This window comes from Nitrospirillum bahiense (assembly GCF_007828025.1).
GTDB classification, from domain to species: domain Bacteria; phylum Pseudomonadota; class Alphaproteobacteria; order Azospirillales; family Azospirillaceae; genus Nitrospirillum; species Nitrospirillum amazonense.
Window position 1 is genome coordinate 53,747 of sequence record NZ_VITO01000001.1, and the last position, 15,299, is coordinate 69,045.

Here is a 15,299-nt window from a genome sequence, read left to right on the forward strand (position 1 = left end):
GGAATGCAATCTCTCAAAATACCCGTTAAGGGGGAGCGGCCGCCAGCACCTGCCGCTCTTCCAAGATGCCGCGGATCTTGGCCGCCAGTTCGTCCATGGCGAAGGGCTTCATCACCATGTCCATGCCCGGTTCCAGGAAATCACCGCGCACGGCGGCGTTGGCGGCGTACCCGGTAACGAACAGAACCGGCAGGTTGGGCCGCCGCCGGCGCGCGATCTCCGCCAATTGCCGGCCGTTCAAGCCCGGCAGGCCGACATCGGTGATCAGCAGATCGATCTGGCTGGAGGATTCGATGACACTCAGCGCACCGCGCCCATCCGCCGCGTGCAGGGCGGTGTATCCCAGTTCCTGCAGCACATCCAGGACCAGCAGCCGCACGGAATCGTCATCCTCCACCACCAGGACGATCTCCCCGGCCCCTTCCGGCGTCTCGCCCATACCGGCAAAGCCGCCATCCTGGGCGTTGGCGCCACCATCGCACGGCAGGTACAGGGTGATGGCCGTGCCGCGCCAGGGCTCGCTGTCGATGCGCACGTGGCCGCCCGTCTGCTTCACAAAACCATAGATCATGGACAGGCCCAGGCCGGTGCCCTGGCCGATGGGCTTGGTGGTGAAGAAGGGATCGAAGGCCTTCGCCACCACATCGGGCGGCATGCCCATGCCGGTATCGCTGACCCGGATCATGACATAGTCGCCGGGCGACAGGCCGTCGTGCCGGTTGGTGTAGGACCGGTCCAGCGTGGCGCGGCTGGTCTCGATGGTCAGGATGCCGCCGTCGGGCATGGCGTCGCGCGCGTTGATCGCCAGGTTGAGGATGGCACTTTCCAACTGGTTCACGTCACTGCGGGCCGCCGTCAGGTTCTCCGCCACGGTGATGCGCAGCTCGATCTGCTCGCCCAAAGTCCGGCGCAGCAGGTCTTCCATGGAGCGCACCAGGCCGTTGACGTCGATGGGCTTGGGGTCCAGCGATTGCCGGCGGGAGAAGGCAAGCAGGCGATGGGTCAGGGCTGCCGCCCGCTGGGCCGAGGCCATGGAGGCGTCCATGAACCGGTCCAGGTCGTTCAGCCGGCCCTGGGAAATGCGGCGGCGCACGATGTCCAGGCCACCGATGACACCCATGAGCATGTTGTTGAAGTCGTGGGCCAGCCCGCCGGTCAGTTGGCCCACGGCTTCCATCTTCTGGGCCTGGCGCAGTTGCTCTTCCGTCTGGCGCAGCATGTCGGCGCGCTGCTTGTCCTCGGTGATGTCGCGGCCGTAGGCGTAGACCAGATCGCCTTCCTTGGACGTGTTCCAGGAGATCCAGCGCAGGCTGCCGTCCTTGTGCAGCTGGCGGTTCTCGAAATTGGTCAGGTTCTGGTCATGAAGGGCACCCATCAGCGCCTCCGCCGTCGCCACCACGTCGTCGGCGTGGACGAAGTCCTGAACCTGACGCCCCACCACCTCATCCGTCTCATGGCCCAGGATGGCGGTCCAGGAGGGGCTGACCGCCCGACACAGGCCGTCGGCACCGATGATGACCAGCAGGTCGCGCGAGTTGTTCCAGACGCGGTCACGCTCCCGCGTGCGTTCCTCCACCCGCGCCTCCAGCGTCTCCGCGAACTGGCGCAGCTTTTCCTCCGCGTCCTTTGACGCGGTGATGTCATAGATCACGCCGATGAAGCGGCTGCCGGATCCCTGGCGGCCCTCGCGGTCACGCTTGCCGTCGCGGCGGTGCTCCCCCCGCTGGGCCAGCCAGCGGATCTCCCCCGTGTCGGGCCTGCGGATGCGGAACTCGCGATAGGGTGGTGCCGTCTCCCCGCCCTCCAGGCTGGTGATCAGGGGGGCGTCCTCGGCCAGCACCACGGCGTTGACGGTGCGCACCGGCAGGGCCGTGGTCGGGTGCAAACCCAGCAGGCGGCAGAACTGCTCGGACACGGATACGGTGCCGAAGCCACTGATATACTCGAACGTGCCCACGCCGCCGGCCGTCTGGGCCACGCGCAGCTGTTCCTCCACCCGCTTCTGCTCGGTGATGTCGGCCAGCACCCCGCGAAAGCGGCGCACTGCCCCGTCCGCGGTGCGGTCGGCCCCCCCGCGGGCCGAGACCCAGTGCACCGTGCCGTCACGGGCCACCACCCGGTAGTCCTTGGCGAAGATGTCGGCGCCATGCATCACCCCGGCCACGGCGATGCGGATGCGCATGCGGTCGTCGGTGTGGATGGAATCGAAGAAGGCGTCGGTGGACAGGCCATTGCCGGCGGCCACGGGATCCAGGCCATACAGCTCGGCGAAGCGGGCGTCGGCGTAAAGCCGGCCATCGGCCACGTCCCATTCCCAGGCGCCGGCGGTGCCGCCCACGGCCTGGGCCAGGCGCGCCCGTTCCTTGGCGTTGGCCAACGCCTGGCGGCTGGCGGCCAGCTCGGCCTCCACCTCCATGCGGGCGAGATCAACGGTCTGGTCGCAATGGGTCCACAGGAAATAGGGCGTGGCGCCCTGGCCGTCCACCACGGGGGTCAGGCGCAGCCGGTCCCAGAAAATGGTACCGTCCTTGCGCATCACCCGCAGATCGGCCGTCAGCGGCCGGTCGGCGGCCAAAGCCTCCTCGATCCCGGCCAGGATGGCGGGGTCGGCATCGGCGGCGGCCAGGAAGCCGAAAGGCCGGTTGGCCAGGCCGCTGAAGGCGTGGCCGGTCAGGCGTTCGAACGCGGGATTGGCGAAAACCAGCGGCTCGCCCGGCCGGCGATGGTCGGTGATGGTCAAGGGCATGCCGGACTGGACCAGCGCGTCCAGCAGCGGGCCGCACAGTGCCCGCACCTCCGGCAAAACCCCGCTGTCCCGCTCCATCACGATCACAGCCTCCGCTCGGCCGCTCATGCCCGTCCCCTCACCCTGGCGCCAGAGGCAAGACCGTCAGTGGGCATCGCCACCGTCCGTGCCCACCACCCGTGCGATGAATTCGCCGATCAGTTCCTTCAGCGACTGCAAAGACGGCAGATCCATCAGCATGGCGATATAGCCCCGGATGTCCCGGCCGCTGATGGCGAAATTGATGTACAGGAACAGGACGACGCCGTCGTCATCGTGTTTTTCCGCCAGTTCGAACAGGATCTGCCCATCGCCGCGCAGCACCTGCGGCAACGACATGGTCAGGGGCCGCTGCAGGATGTTGGCCATGGTGGCCAGGCAACCGTTCAGGACGACGTTGCCCGTCTCGGCCAGGGCCTCCTCCTCGATGTCCACCATCTCCGTCCGCGACAGCTCGTCCTGGGTGACGGCGCGGACCAGTTCCAGGCTGTTGGACTCAGGGAAGATCAGCAGGGCGCGGCCGTTGAAGGCGCCGGTGAAATCCTGACGAACGGCCACCAGTTCATCGCTTTCCCGCTCCTGGATCAGGGTGGCGGCCAGCTTGCGCCCCACCACCTCCACCGACGGCACCGACAGCGTCACCTGGTTGCCCACCATCTTGCGCAGGCTGACGGCCGCGCGGCTGACACCGATGTTGACCAGTTCGGTCAGCGCGTCGTTCTCCAACTCATCCAGAATATGGGGGGTTTGGTTCATCCGTGCACCGCGCGCAGCTTCAAGGCTGCGCCGGACAGGAAGTCCCGGATCCCGTCTTCGGTGATGGGCTTGCTGATGAAGGTGGCGTTGGCCGCGCGGGCACGGGCGATCACCTCGTCCTGCACGTTGGCGGTCGCGAGCGCTATGGGCATGTCCGGGTAGCGATGTCGCATATGCTCCGCCAATTCCAATCCATTCCGGCCGGGCATGTTGAAGTCCAGGATGGCGAGGTCGACTTGACCATCGCGCAGGACGGCCAGCGCCTCGTCGGCATTGCTCGCCTCGACCTTTGTCCAACCGGGCTGCAGCGCCGCTATAGCCTTGGCCACGACGATGCGCGCTAGTTTGCTATCATCGACGATTAAGACCGTAGTACCCATTTCAACCATCCCGCCCAAGTCATCCAATCTGCCTATTATCGTCACCAGCAAGTTATCGGTCTTTTCGCGCCCGGCCAGTGACCAAATATGTATAGCGCGCGCCCAGTAATCTTGTCTGCGAAAGACTTAGCGCGGCGCCGCCAAATTGGGTATGACCCAGTCGCGCAGAAATATATCTTCGGCCATACCGCGTACACTAGGCCGAAAAGCGAGCAAAACCTGGGCAACGGCACCGTGCAGGTGGCGGCAAGCGGTGACGTCGATTTCGGACTCGGGCGCCGCCTGCAGCCGCGACAGCAAGGTTTCCGCGTCCTCGGCGGCGCAGACGCCTCGCAGGCGGATCACATTCCCCGCGACCTCCACCGTCATGGCTCCCCCTGCCCCAGCAGCGCCGCGTCGCTGGGTGCGGCGGCGATCAGGCCGGGCACATCCAGGATCATCAGCACGTGCCCATCCCCCAAAAGAGTTGTCCCCAACAGGCCCGGCATCGCCGATAGCAGGCCGGTCAGGGGCCGCAACACCACGTCGCGCCGGCCGACGAAGGCGTCAACCTCCACCGCCACCAGATCGCCGCCCACCCGGACCACCACCGCCCGGCACGGTCCCCCGGCCGCCCGCGCCCCTTCCGGCAGCCCCAGCAACGCCGTCAGGGACAGGAGCGGTACGGCCGTATCACGCAGGACGAAGGCCCATCCCGCGCGGATGGGCAGGACGCGGTCCGGGTCCACACGCGCCGTTTCCACGATGCCGTCAATGGGGATGCCGTAGCGTTCTCCCGCCACCGTCACCACCATGACCTTGGTCAGCACCAGATTCAGAGGCAGGACGAGGCGCACCGTCGTGCCCTGCCCGGTGACACTGCTGATGCCGACGCTACCGCCCAGGCGGCCGACCGCGGCGCGCACCGCGTCCATGCCCACCCCCCGGCCGGATAGGTCGGTCACCGCCTCGGCGGTCGAGAAGCCGGGACGGAACACCAGGTCCAGCACCTGGTCGTCGGCCAGGGCGTCCAGCATGCGGTCGGGCAACAGCCCGCGCGCGGCGGCGGCCTGGCGGATGCGGGCCGGGTCCATGCCGCGCCCATCGTCCGTCACGTCGATGACGACGTGGTCGCCCTCGCGCCGGGCGACCAGGCTGATCAAGGCGCGGGCGGGCTTGCCCGCTGCCGCGCGCTCCGCCGCCGGCTCGACGCCGTGGTCGACGGCGTTGCGCAGCAAATGGGTCAGGGGTTCGAACAACCCCTCGACGATGGCCTTGTCGACCTGGACATCCTGGCCATCGACCGCCAAGTCGACCTCCTTGCCCAAGGCGGTCGCGGTTTCGCGCACCACCCGGGGGAAACGGCGCAGCAAGGGCAGGATGGGCACCAGGCGTATGCCCATCACCGTGCGGTGCAGACGCCCGACCAGCCGGTCCAGCGCCGCCTGGCGGTCACCCAGGATTTGCACCGCCGCCTGCGGCGCCAATCCGTCCGCCATCTGCCCCGCCAGGTCGGACAGCGCGTTCTTGGCCACCACCAGCTCATCCACCAACTGAGCCAGGGCGTCGATGCGGCCGGCCTCCACCCTCAGGCTGCGCGGCCCTTCCACCGGGGCTGGCGGCGGCACGGGCGCGGATGGCGACGGAGGTGGCGACCAGGACAGCAGCTGGATTTGGTCGGGCACGAAACGGAAGGGTCCCTTGACCGCCTCCGGCGCCGCGGCCGACAGCAGTTCAAACACCAGGTCGCAGGCGTAGGGATCATAGGTGTCGGCCGTCACAGGCGCCGCAGCATTACGCCGGGTGATACGCAAGGCCAGCAGGTCCGGCACCGCCCGCGCGAAGGCGACGGGATCCTCCCCACGGAAATAGCAGCCGGCATCGGGGATATAGCGCAGCGCCGTCACCGTGGGGTGGCGGGCGGGGTCCAAGTCGCGGTCCCGGAACAGGGCCTCGATCCAGGCGGTATCGACGTGCGCCGCCTGGGCCGCCGCGGATGCCGGCGCGTCGCCGTCGAGGGCGCGGCTCAGGCGGCTGACCAGGTCGGCCGCCACGGCGTCGGCGTCCGCCGGCAGGCCGCCCCCCGTCGCCGCCAGGGCGCCCAGCCAGCGCTCCGTCTGGCCGGTGGCCGCGATCAAGGCATCCACGGCGCCCCGTGACGGGGCTTGGCGCCCATCGCGCCACGCGCCCAGCAGGTCCTCCGCCACGTGCAGCACCCGCCCCATGGCCGGCAGGTCGAACAGGCCGACCGAGCCCTTGAGCGTGTGGATGGCGCGAAAGGCCTGGTCGACCAGGGCGGCGTCATCCGGCCGGCTTTCCAGGGCCAGCAAGGCCTCGGCCGCCTGCTGCACCTGCTCCGGCCCTTCGATCAGGAACTGTTCCAGCAGTTCATCCATCGCGGCCCGCCTTGGCTGGGCGGGGGTCACGCGGGCGCTGATAGACCACGGCATCGGCGAAACGTTGCACGTCAAAACTGTCGCTCAGGCGGGCCAGCGACTCCGAATGGCCCAGGCACAGATAACCGCCCGGCACCAATCGGTCATGCAGGTTGCGCACCGCCTGGCGCCGCGACCGGTCATCGAAATAAATCAACAAGTTGCGGCAGAAGATGACATCAAACTTGCCGTGAATGGCCAGCGCGTCCCCATCCATCAGGTTGGCATTGGTGAAGGTCACGGATTCCCGCAAATCCTGGATGATCTGGAAATGCTCAACCCCACCCCGTCCTTTGGATTCTAGAAAATAGTCCCGCCGCAGATCCGGCGGCAAGCGCGCCAGCGACTTGGCGGCGTACCGCCCCAGCCGCGCTTCCTCCAAGGCCTGGGTATCGATGTCCGACCCGACGATCTCCACATGGTAGGCGTCCACCATGGCCCAGTTTTCCAGCAGCCAGATGGCGATGGAATACGGTTCCTCGCCCGTCGAGCAGGGGATGGACCATAAGCGCAGCTTGTCGCCCGGCCCCCGCCGGGAAACGATGTCCGGCAGGATGTCGCGGCTGAGGCTCTTCAGCTGATGATCTTCTCGGTAGAAGTAGGTCTCGTTGACGGTGAAACTGTTGATCAGTTGCTCCGCCTCCACGGGATCCAGGCGCAGGCGGTTGAAATAGTCGGTGAAGCTGCCGGCCCCCGTCAGCGCCATGCGCTGGCCGACCCGCCGGTCGATGTAATACCGCTTGCTCTCCCCGAACTGCATGCCCGTGCGGTCATAGAGAAATTCGCAGAAGCGGGCGAGTTCGGGGGCGCTCAGCAGCGGGGCGTCGCCGTTGGGGCCATGGGGGCGGCGGGGACTCATCGCCCGGCCACCATGCGCACCAGGCGGCCGGAAATCTCCTCCAGCGGGGCCACCACGTCCGCCCCGCCAGCCTTCACCAGTTCACCCGGCATGCCCCAGACCACGGCGCTCTCCTCAGACTCCGCGATGGTGCGTCCGCCGTTGTCGTGCAGGCGGGTCATGGCGGCCGCGCCATCATAGCCCATGCCGGTCATCAGCACGCCCACCAGGCGCCAAGGTTCCACCAGTGACAACGCGCTGTCGACCAGCCGGTCAACGCTGGGATGCCAGCGGTATTCCTCCTTGGCGGGGGTGGGCAGCGCTATCAAGCCGGAGGGGCGCTGGCTCAGGACCAGGTCGGCGTCGCCCCGGCCGATGTAGACATTCCCTGGGGCCAGTGGGGTGGGCCGCGCGACCTCCTGCACCGTCAGGGCGCAAAGGCGGTCCAGGCGGCGCGCCAACGGGCCGGTGAAGGTGGCCGGCATGTGCTGGGCCACCAGCACCGGCCAGGGAAAGTCCGCCGGCAACCCTTCCAGCACGGCGTCCAGCGCCGGCGGACCACCGGTGGAACAGCCGATGAGCACCAAGCCGGGCAGCGCCTGACTTTCCGCCGCCGGGGCCGCCCCCTCCACCTCCTGCGGCGGGGCGTCGGTCAGCAGCCGGGCGCGCTTGGCCCGGGCGACGGCGCCCCGGGCAACGGCGCCGGTATCCAGCCTGCCGGCCTCGATGGCGTCCGCCTGCCGCCGCAGGCGCTCGGCCAGGCGGTGGGAGCGGCGCAGGCGGGCGCCCGCCGCCTGGCGCACCTTGTCGACCAGACCAGGCCCCAACTGGTCCATCTTGAGGGAGATGGCCCCGTCCGGCTTCTGAATGAAATCCACCGCCCCCAGCGCCATGGCTTCCAGCGTCACCTCGGCCCCCGCCTCGGTGAAGGAGGAGACCATCACCACCGGCCGGGGCTGTTCCACCATGATCTGGTCCAGGCAGGTCAGCCCGTCCATCTGCGGCATGTGGACGTCCAGGGTGATGACGTCGGGACTGAACTCCCGCAGCTGGGCCAGCGCCTCCAGCCCGTCGCGGGCGAACGCCACCTCGAAATCGCCAGCGGCAGTGAACAGGTCGCCCAGCAGGCGGCGGACCAGGGCGCTGTCGTCGACGATCAACAGGCGGGTCACGGGGCGCTCGAACCGGTCATGGCATCGTTCCCCGCCTGGGCGCCGTCCCCCTTCAAGGCCGCATCGAGGGCGGCCAGCAGGTCACGCTCCGCCCGGTCCAGCAGGGCCTGCGGTTCGATCAGCAGGATCATGCGGCCGGCGCCGTCCACCGTCTCCAGGTTGGCGATGCGGCTGAACACCGGGGCACCCTCGGCGTCACCCGCCTGGCTGAAGTCCGGCGCATCACTTACCCGGCCAGCCGGCAGGGCCAGAATCTCAGACACGCCATCCACGGCGAATCCGGCCAGCTTGCCGTTGATGCGGGTCACGATGACCCGCCGCCGGCCCGTGCCGGACCCGGCCACGCCGAACCGGCGGCGTTGATCGATGACGGGCAGCACCTGGCCGCGCAGGTTCATGACCCCCTCGATGAAGCCAGGCGCCTTGGGCACACGGGTCAGGGTGTCCGGCAGGCGCACCACCTCCTCCACCGCGTCCACGGGCAGGCCGTATTCCTCGTCTCCCAGCTGGAAAACAACCACGCGGTCACCCGTCGTTGCATGGCGCTCAGGGTTCATATCACGTGCCTCCTGCGGGCTGGGGCCGCCATCCGCCAGAATATGCGCCACCGTGTCATCCCGGAACAACCGCGCGCCCGACAGGATGGAGACCAGGCCGCGACCATCCGGCAGACGGCAGATGGATTGGATCTGGGCCTCGCCCCGGCCCCGGTTCAGTACCGCCGGCACGGCGCCCACGCTGTCCGCCGGGACGCGCAGGATGGAATTCAGGCGATCAACCAGCAGCCCCACCCGTGAACCACCGACATGGGCGACGACCACGCGCGCGCCACGCTGATCGCCGGCGGCGATACCCAGGCCCAGCAGCGCCCGCAGGGAAACGATGGGCAACAGGGCGCCCCGTAGCGACGCGGCGCCCACCATGGCGGCGTCGGTACGGGGCAGCTTCATCAGATGATCCGGCAGGGTGATGACTTCCCCCACTTCCGCCAGGGGCAGGGCGTAGGCCTGGTCCGCCAGGGTGAAGGCCAGAAAGGCACTCTCATCCTTGGCCGCCTGCCGGCGCGGCTCAGCGGGTTCCGCCCGGCCTGGTCCATCGCCGCGCCGAACCAGGCCGGCGAACTCCCGGCGCAGCAGCTCGGCCAAGTCGATCAGGCGCAGGGCGCCGTCCTCATGGACATAAAGCCCCCCGGCGGCCTGGTCCGCGCCGGCGTCAAGCTGGGCCAGCGCCCCCACCTCGTCCACCGTCAGCGCCACAGGCTCCTCCGCCTGCAGCAGCAGAAGGCGGGAAGCGGCACCGGACGCGGCCTCCTCCCCGCCCAGCAGGCGGGCCAGCGACAGCACGGGCACGACGGTGCCGCGCACGCTGGCGACACCCGTCAAGCCGGCCGGCGCGTGCGGCACCCGGGTCACGCGCACGGGGCGCAGCACCTCGATCACATCGGCGGCCGAGGCGGCCAGCCGGGCGGCGCCCACGCGGAAGGTCAGCACGTGCTGGCGGCGGCCCCCGGCCGCCTTGGAAGCGGCCATCACCCGGCTTTCTGCAACTCTTCGGCCAGCGACGCGATCTCCTCGATGGCGGCTGCCAGGTCTTCCGCCCCGCGCGCCTGCTGCCGGGCGGCGGTGGCGGCCTGGATGGCGGCCCCGCCGGCCAGTTCCGCCGCCACGGCGATCTGCTGCACGCCGCTCAACACCTCGCGCACCGTGCCGCTGATGGTGTCGGCCCCGGCGGCGATGTCGCTGCTGGCGGCATAAAGCTCCTGCGCGCCGGTGGCGATGGCGGCCAGCCGGACGTCGATCTCCTTGTTCTTCTGCATCTCGGCCTCGGCCACGGCGGCGATCTGTTCCAGATCGCGGCGCACGGCCGCCACCAGCAGCTGGAAATGGCGGATGACGTCCTTCGCGCGGTCGGCGTTTTCGCCCGAGTCCCGCGCCAGGGCGCGGATATCGGTGGAAACGACGGCAAAACCCGTGCCCTGGTCCCCGACCCGCGCCGCCTCGACCGAGCCGCTGACGCCCAGCATGGTGGTCTGCACCGCCACGATGGCGATGCCGTCCACGATCTTCTCCATGCGCCGGCCGGTTTCCTCCAGCGCGGCGACCAGGTCGATCACCGCGCGGGTTTCGGCCAGGGCCCGGCCCACGCCCTGAATCAGCCTCCCCACGGTCGCACGGCCTTGCGCCAGCATGGCTTGCGAGCCCTTGATCCGGTCCAGCGCCTGGCCGGCGCTACTGCTGGTGGCTTGGGCCGCCCGCTGGATCTGAGCCATGGCGCTGCTGGACTGCTGGGTGGCGGCGGCCTGGATTTGGGACCCCCGGCTAATCTGATTGATGGCGATCAGGATTTCGCCGGCAGCACCCGACAGCTGCTGCACCGCCGCCGACAGCTGCTCCGCCATGGCGCCCACGTCTTCGACCAGGCTGTCGCGCTGGCCTTCGAGGCTGAGGCCCTCGGACAGGGCGGCCAGGGCATCGGCGGCCTGGCGGCTCTGGTCCAGCGCCTGGCTCTGCTGCGCCACGGAACGCTGGGCCTCCGCCGCCGCCGAGGACTGTTCCTCCGCCGCGCTGGAGATGTTTTCCGCCCCCTTTTGCGCCTCCCGCGCGGCGGCGTCCGCCTCCACCGCCGCCAGCAGGATGGCCTGGGCACCATCGACCAGGCCGGCCAGGTCGGCGCGGGTGCTCTCCAGCTGGGTGGTGACGGTGCGGCCCTCGGCCGCCTCGGCGGTTGCCGTGGCCGCCGCCGCGCGAACCCGGTCGGCGACGATGCGGACCTCATCCGTGATGCTGCCGGCCAAAACCTGGACGTCGCGCGACCGCCTTTCCGAGGTCTCGGACAAGGCGCGCACCTCGTCCGCCACCACGGCGAAGCCCCGGCCGTGATCGCCTGCCCGCGCCGCCTCGATGGCGGCGTTCAGGGCCAGCAGGCCGGTCTGGTCGGATATGTCCGCCACCGTGCGGGTGATGTCGCCGATGTGGGCGGCGTGGCGTTCCAGCGTGACAATGATGTCGACCGACTTCAGTTGCCGGTCTGCGCTGGCAGCCACCGCCGCCACCGACGCCTCGATCAGGGCGGCGGCCTCGGTCAGCTGGGTCTGCAGGGCCAGGGTGCGTGTCTGCGCCCGGTCCGCCCGCTCCCGAGCCTGCTGGAACGAGGTGGCCATACCCGCGACGGCCGCCAGGGATTCGTGGCTGGCCGACGCCGCCTCTTCCGCCGCGCTGGCGATCTGCTCCAGCGACCGGCGCAGCTCTTCCGACGCGGCGGACGCCTCCGCCACGCCGGCGGCCAACTCCTCGGTGGCGGCGGCGATACGTTCCGCCGCTGTCTGGCGGGTGGTGGCCAGCAGGGGCCGGCGCGTGCGCTTGGGCGGTGCCACGGCTTTGGGCGCAGCCTTCACCGGCGCCTCGACCGCGGCGGCGGCCTGGGCGCGGGTTCGGCCCTTCGCCCCGGCCAAGCGGGAGGTCTTTACCAATGCCATGTTGTTTCCCCCAATCCGAAGCCCTCGTCCGCGAGCGAGGCCCCGACCCCCTACCGTCCGGGAGGGCATCCCGGGCATCCTTGGCATCAGGATGCGTAGATTTCGTTTTACAGGCCAGGCGCTTGCCGCAGCAATCGACGTAAGGCCATAGGCACTATGGTTAAGAGACGCCGCGGCACGATCCCCCATCTGGGACCATCGCTGGCAAACCCACAAGCGTTTCGCGTAAAGCTGTGCGTGAGGGCTTTTGAGGAAGGGAGAGGGCGATGGATGCGCCCGGAATCATGAAAGCGGCGGCGGTGATGACCGTGACCGCCCTGTGCGTCCCTGGGTGGTCACCCGCCCGGGCCGGCGCCCCCACCCAGGTGGAGGTGCTGCGCGGCGGCGATGATGACGTCACGGTGGCCCTGGCCGGCGCCGTCGTTCAGGCCTTCGGCCGCGACGGCGCCTTCGTGCTCAGCAGCGGGCACCGGGCCAATTCCCTGATCGTGGTGGTGCAGGGTCCCACGGCGGCGGCGCGCGCGGGCATCCACTACAAGCTGGCCTTCCCCATCCGCTACGCCTCCGCCCAAGGCCAGACGCTGGGGTTCACCGAAGTCACCTGCCAGGAGAACACCCTGACCAAGTGCGCGGAGCAGGCGGTGGCCGCCGCCGGCCCCGCCGCGGGTAAGCTGGGCCGGCATTGACCTGGGGCTTCCTTAGCCCTCAATCCGCCTCGAAGTTCATCGCGACGCCATTGATGCAATAGCGCAGGTGCGTGGGCGGCGGGCCGTCGGGAAAGACGTGGCCCAAGTGGCTGCCGCAACGGGCGCAGTGCACCTCGGTCCGCACCATGCCATAGCTGCGGTCCACCGTGGTGGCGACGGAGCCTTCCACCGGGTCGTTGAAGCTGGGCCAGCCGGTGCCGCTCTCGAACTTGCGGGTGGACTGGAACAGCGGCTGGCCGCAGCCGGCGCAGGAGAAGGTGCCCGGCCGCTTCTCATGGTTCAGGGCGCAGCTGCCCGGTCGTTCCGTGCCGTGGCCGCGCATGACGGCGTACTGCTCTGGCGTCAGCAGCTGGCGCCATTCCTCGTCCGTGCGCACCACTTCGTATTCGCCATCCATGGCCTGACGCTCCTTTTTTACCAAGTCGCTACCGATATGGGTCGCTACCGATATGGGCTTTCTGCGCGCGGATTGCCACAGGGTCGCGGCCACCCGCCTGCTTGCCTTATGGTTCAGCCAGCGCCATAAACGGTGCCGATCGGCGCGGCGCCAAAGATAAGAGAATACAGGATGATAACCGGCGACTTGACCAACCCCCTGGAAGTCGTGCTGCGCCTGGCCATGGCCTTGACCCTGGGCTCGGGCATCGGCTTCGAGCGCCAGTTGCACCAGAAGATGGCCGGCCTGCGCACCAACGCGCTGGTGGCCCTGGGTTCCGCCGGCTTCGTCATCTTCTCGGCCATGGTGGGCCAGGGCGATCCCACCCGTGTGGCGGCGCAAGTGGTGTCGGGCATCGGCTTCCTGGGCGCGGGCGTGATCCTGCGCGAGGGCGTGAACGTCCATGGCCTGAACACCGCCGCCACCCTGTGGTGCTCCGCCATGGTCGGCACCTTCGCCGGTGGCGGCTACTGGCTGCCCAGCCTGGCGGCGGCCGGCTTCGTCGTCGTCACCAACCTAATCCTGCGCCCCCTGGTGCGCCGCATGAACCGCCGCATTCTGATCGCCACGGATGTGGAGACGCACTACACCGTCTCCGTCACTTGCAAGGGGGCGGAGGAGGCGCACATCCGCTCCCTGCTCATGCATGCCCTGACCCACGGCGGCCTGGGCCTGCGCCGCATCGACAGCCAGGACGTGCCGGATACCACCAAGGTGGACGTGACCGCCAAGGCCGTTTCCCCCACCCGCAACGACGCGGCCCTGGAACAGATGGTGGGGCGCCTGAGCCTGGAGCCGTACGTTTACGCCGTCAGCTGGGAAGTGGAGCGGGCGGAGCCGGAAACCTAAGGACGCCCTCAAACACTGGGCGCGTCCATCGGTCCGCTAGGCTTCACTTGATCCCGCCCGGCGTCATGCTGAACGGCACCACGTGGCGCTCGTGTCCGGCGATGGCCAGGCCCCGGCCGATGGAGGGGAAGGCGCGGTGGCGGCAGTCGTCGCGGTCGCAGACCTTGCAGCTGGAACCGATGGGCACCGCCGTTTCCTGGTTCTGCAAATCCAGGCCGGCGGAATAGACCAGGTCGCCGGCATGGGTGATCTCGCAGCCCAGGCCCAGCGCCGCCTCGCGCGGGCGGGACAGGTGGCCGCCGCCGGTCATGGTGACGGTGCGGGCGATGCAGAGATAGGTGATGCCGTCCGGCGTGCGGGCCACCTGCACCAGGATGCGGCCCGGCTGGGCGAAGGCCTCGTGCACGTTCCACAAAGGGCAGGCGCCGCCGAAGCGGGCGAACTGGAAACGGGTGGCGCTGCTGCGCTTGAAGATGTTGCCCGCGCGGTCGACCTTCAGGAAATAGAACGGGATGCCGGCGTTGCCCGGCCGCTGCATGGTGCTGAGCCGGTGGCACACCTGCTCGAAGCTGGTGCCGAAATGGTGCTGCAACCGCTCGATGTCATGGCGCACGGCCCGCGCCTGGGTGAGGAAGCGGCCATAGGGCAGGATCAGCGCGCCGGCGAAGTAATTGGCGAGGCCCGTGTAGGCCAGGCCGCGCGCCTCGGGGCTGCTCAACGGCGCCTTGCGCACCTCCTCCTCGATCAGGGAGGCGAACTGCATGCGGCCGATCTGCTGCGCCAGGAAGAAGGCGCGGCTTTCGCGCGGCGCGCTTTCCGCCAGATGCAGCTGGCGCAGGGCGGGATCGTAGCGCCACAGCACCCCCTCCCCGCCCAGCGCTGCCGACACGGCGCAGGTGACGCCGTGGCGGTCCCGCAGGTAGTCGATCAGGTCTTCCAGCAGGCGGGTGGCGGTGAAGCCCTGGCTTTCGAACAGCGATTCCGCCGCCACGTCCAGGCTGGCGAAGTGGTTGCGCTTGCTCTGCACGAAGTCGCGCACGTCGTCATAGGGGAAGGGCGCCGTGCCGCCGGTTTCCATCTCCAGATCCTGGTCCAGGCGGTGGCGCGCCCCCTCCTCCATCAAATGCTGGTAGGCGCGGTAGAGCTTGATGAACTGGCCAGCGATACCGGGCGCGGCACGTACCGCGTCGCTGATGGCGCTGAGGCTGGAGGCGTCGTCGGCGAACAGCGGATCGCCCAGCACCTCGCGCAGTTCGCTGCCCAGGCGCAAGTCGCTGTCGTCGGCGAAATGGCGCGGTTCCACTCCGAACACGGCGGAGATGGCGGCGAGCGCCGCCGTGCTGAGGGGGCGTTGATTGTTTTCGATCTGGCTTAAATAACTCATGGACAGCTGGCTGGCCTGGGCCAGGGCGGACAGCGCCATGCCCCGCTGCTGGCGCAGCTGCCGCACCCGTTCGCCCGCGAAAATCTTACCCGCCATGGCCGCT

Annotated in this window: 13 protein-coding genes; 2 read left to right on the top strand and 11 right to left on the bottom strand. The window is 69.2% G+C overall.

Features of this window, described 5'->3' with window-relative positions; genetic code table 11:
* Positions 1-25: 25 nt before the first annotated feature.
* The 9 genes from FBZ88_RS00250 to FBZ88_RS00290 all read right to left on the bottom strand — a co-directional run bounded on the left by FBZ88_RS00250 (position 26) and on the right by FBZ88_RS00290 (position 11,820).
* Entirely contained in the window at positions 26-2,854 is a 2,829-nt protein-coding gene (locus FBZ88_RS00250) for a hybrid sensor histidine kinase/response regulator (RefSeq protein ID WP_145614888.1), read from the bottom strand.
* Between the two features lie 36 nt (positions 2,855-2,890).
* Complete coding sequence (locus FBZ88_RS00255; protein ID WP_145614889.1) at positions 2,891-3,541, bottom strand: chemotaxis protein CheX; 651 nt, start codon at positions 3,539-3,541, stop codon at positions 2,891-2,893.
* Entirely contained in the window at positions 3,538-3,921 is a 384-nt protein-coding gene (locus tag FBZ88_RS00260) for a response regulator (protein WP_145614890.1), read from the bottom strand. The genes FBZ88_RS00255 and FBZ88_RS00260 overlap by 4 nt, the downstream gene beginning before the upstream one ends.
* A gap of 126 nt (positions 3,922-4,047) precedes the next feature.
* Entirely contained in the window at positions 4,048-4,290 is a 243-nt protein-coding gene (locus tag FBZ88_RS00265; protein ID WP_145614891.1) for a hypothetical protein, read from the bottom strand.
* Positions 4,287-6,296, bottom strand: a complete 2,010-nt coding sequence (locus FBZ88_RS00270) for a chemotaxis protein CheA (protein WP_186464121.1) — start codon at positions 6,294-6,296, stop codon at positions 4,287-4,289. Before FBZ88_RS00270 ends, FBZ88_RS00265 begins: the two co-directional genes overlap by 4 nt.
* Positions 6,289-7,194, bottom strand: a complete 906-nt coding sequence (locus tag FBZ88_RS00275) for a CheR family methyltransferase (RefSeq protein WP_246138424.1) — start codon at positions 7,192-7,194, stop codon at positions 6,289-6,291. The genes FBZ88_RS00270 and FBZ88_RS00275 overlap by 8 nt, the downstream gene beginning before the upstream one ends.
* A complete protein-coding gene (gene cheB / locus FBZ88_RS00280; protein WP_145614893.1) occupies positions 7,191-8,345 on the bottom strand; it encodes a chemotaxis-specific protein-glutamate methyltransferase CheB in 1,155 nt (384 codons plus the stop codon). The genes FBZ88_RS00275 and cheB overlap by 4 nt, the downstream gene beginning before the upstream one ends.
* Positions 8,342-9,874: a chemotaxis protein CheW gene (locus FBZ88_RS00285; protein ID WP_145614894.1), complete on the bottom strand. Its 1,533-nt coding sequence runs from the start codon at positions 9,872-9,874 to the stop codon at positions 8,342-8,344. Before FBZ88_RS00285 ends, cheB begins: the two co-directional genes overlap by 4 nt.
* Positions 9,874-11,820, bottom strand: coding sequence for a methyl-accepting chemotaxis protein (locus FBZ88_RS00290; RefSeq protein ID WP_145614895.1), 1,947 nt, complete (start codon positions 11,818-11,820; stop codon positions 9,874-9,876). The genes FBZ88_RS00285 and FBZ88_RS00290 overlap by 1 nt, the downstream gene beginning before the upstream one ends.
* 266 nt (positions 11,821-12,086) lie before the next feature.
* On the opposite strand from FBZ88_RS00290, the gene FBZ88_RS00295 reads away from it, so the two are divergent.
* Positions 12,087-12,506 carry a hypothetical protein gene (locus tag FBZ88_RS00295; RefSeq protein WP_145614896.1) on the top strand — a complete coding sequence of 140 codons (420 nt, stop codon included), beginning with the start codon at positions 12,087-12,089 and terminating at the stop codon, positions 12,504-12,506.
* Positions 12,507-12,525: 19 nt separating this feature from the next.
* Here FBZ88_RS00295 and msrB read toward each other — a convergent pair whose 3' ends face one another.
* Complete coding sequence (gene msrB, locus FBZ88_RS00300; RefSeq protein WP_040847084.1) at positions 12,526-12,924, bottom strand: peptide-methionine (R)-S-oxide reductase MsrB; 399 nt, start codon at positions 12,922-12,924, stop codon at positions 12,526-12,528.
* Positions 12,925-13,095: 171 nt separating this feature from the next.
* Between msrB and FBZ88_RS00305 the strand changes: the two genes are divergently transcribed.
* Complete coding sequence (locus FBZ88_RS00305; protein ID WP_145614897.1) at positions 13,096-13,812, top strand: MgtC/SapB family protein; 717 nt, start codon at positions 13,096-13,098, stop codon at positions 13,810-13,812.
* A 43-nt stretch (positions 13,813-13,855) separates the two neighbouring features.
* On the opposite strand, the gene FBZ88_RS00310 is transcribed toward FBZ88_RS00305, so the two are convergent.
* Positions 13,856-15,292, bottom strand: a complete 1,437-nt coding sequence (locus FBZ88_RS00310; RefSeq protein WP_145614898.1) for a helix-turn-helix domain-containing protein — start codon at positions 15,290-15,292, stop codon at positions 13,856-13,858.
* Positions 15,293-15,299: the final 7 nt, after the last annotated feature.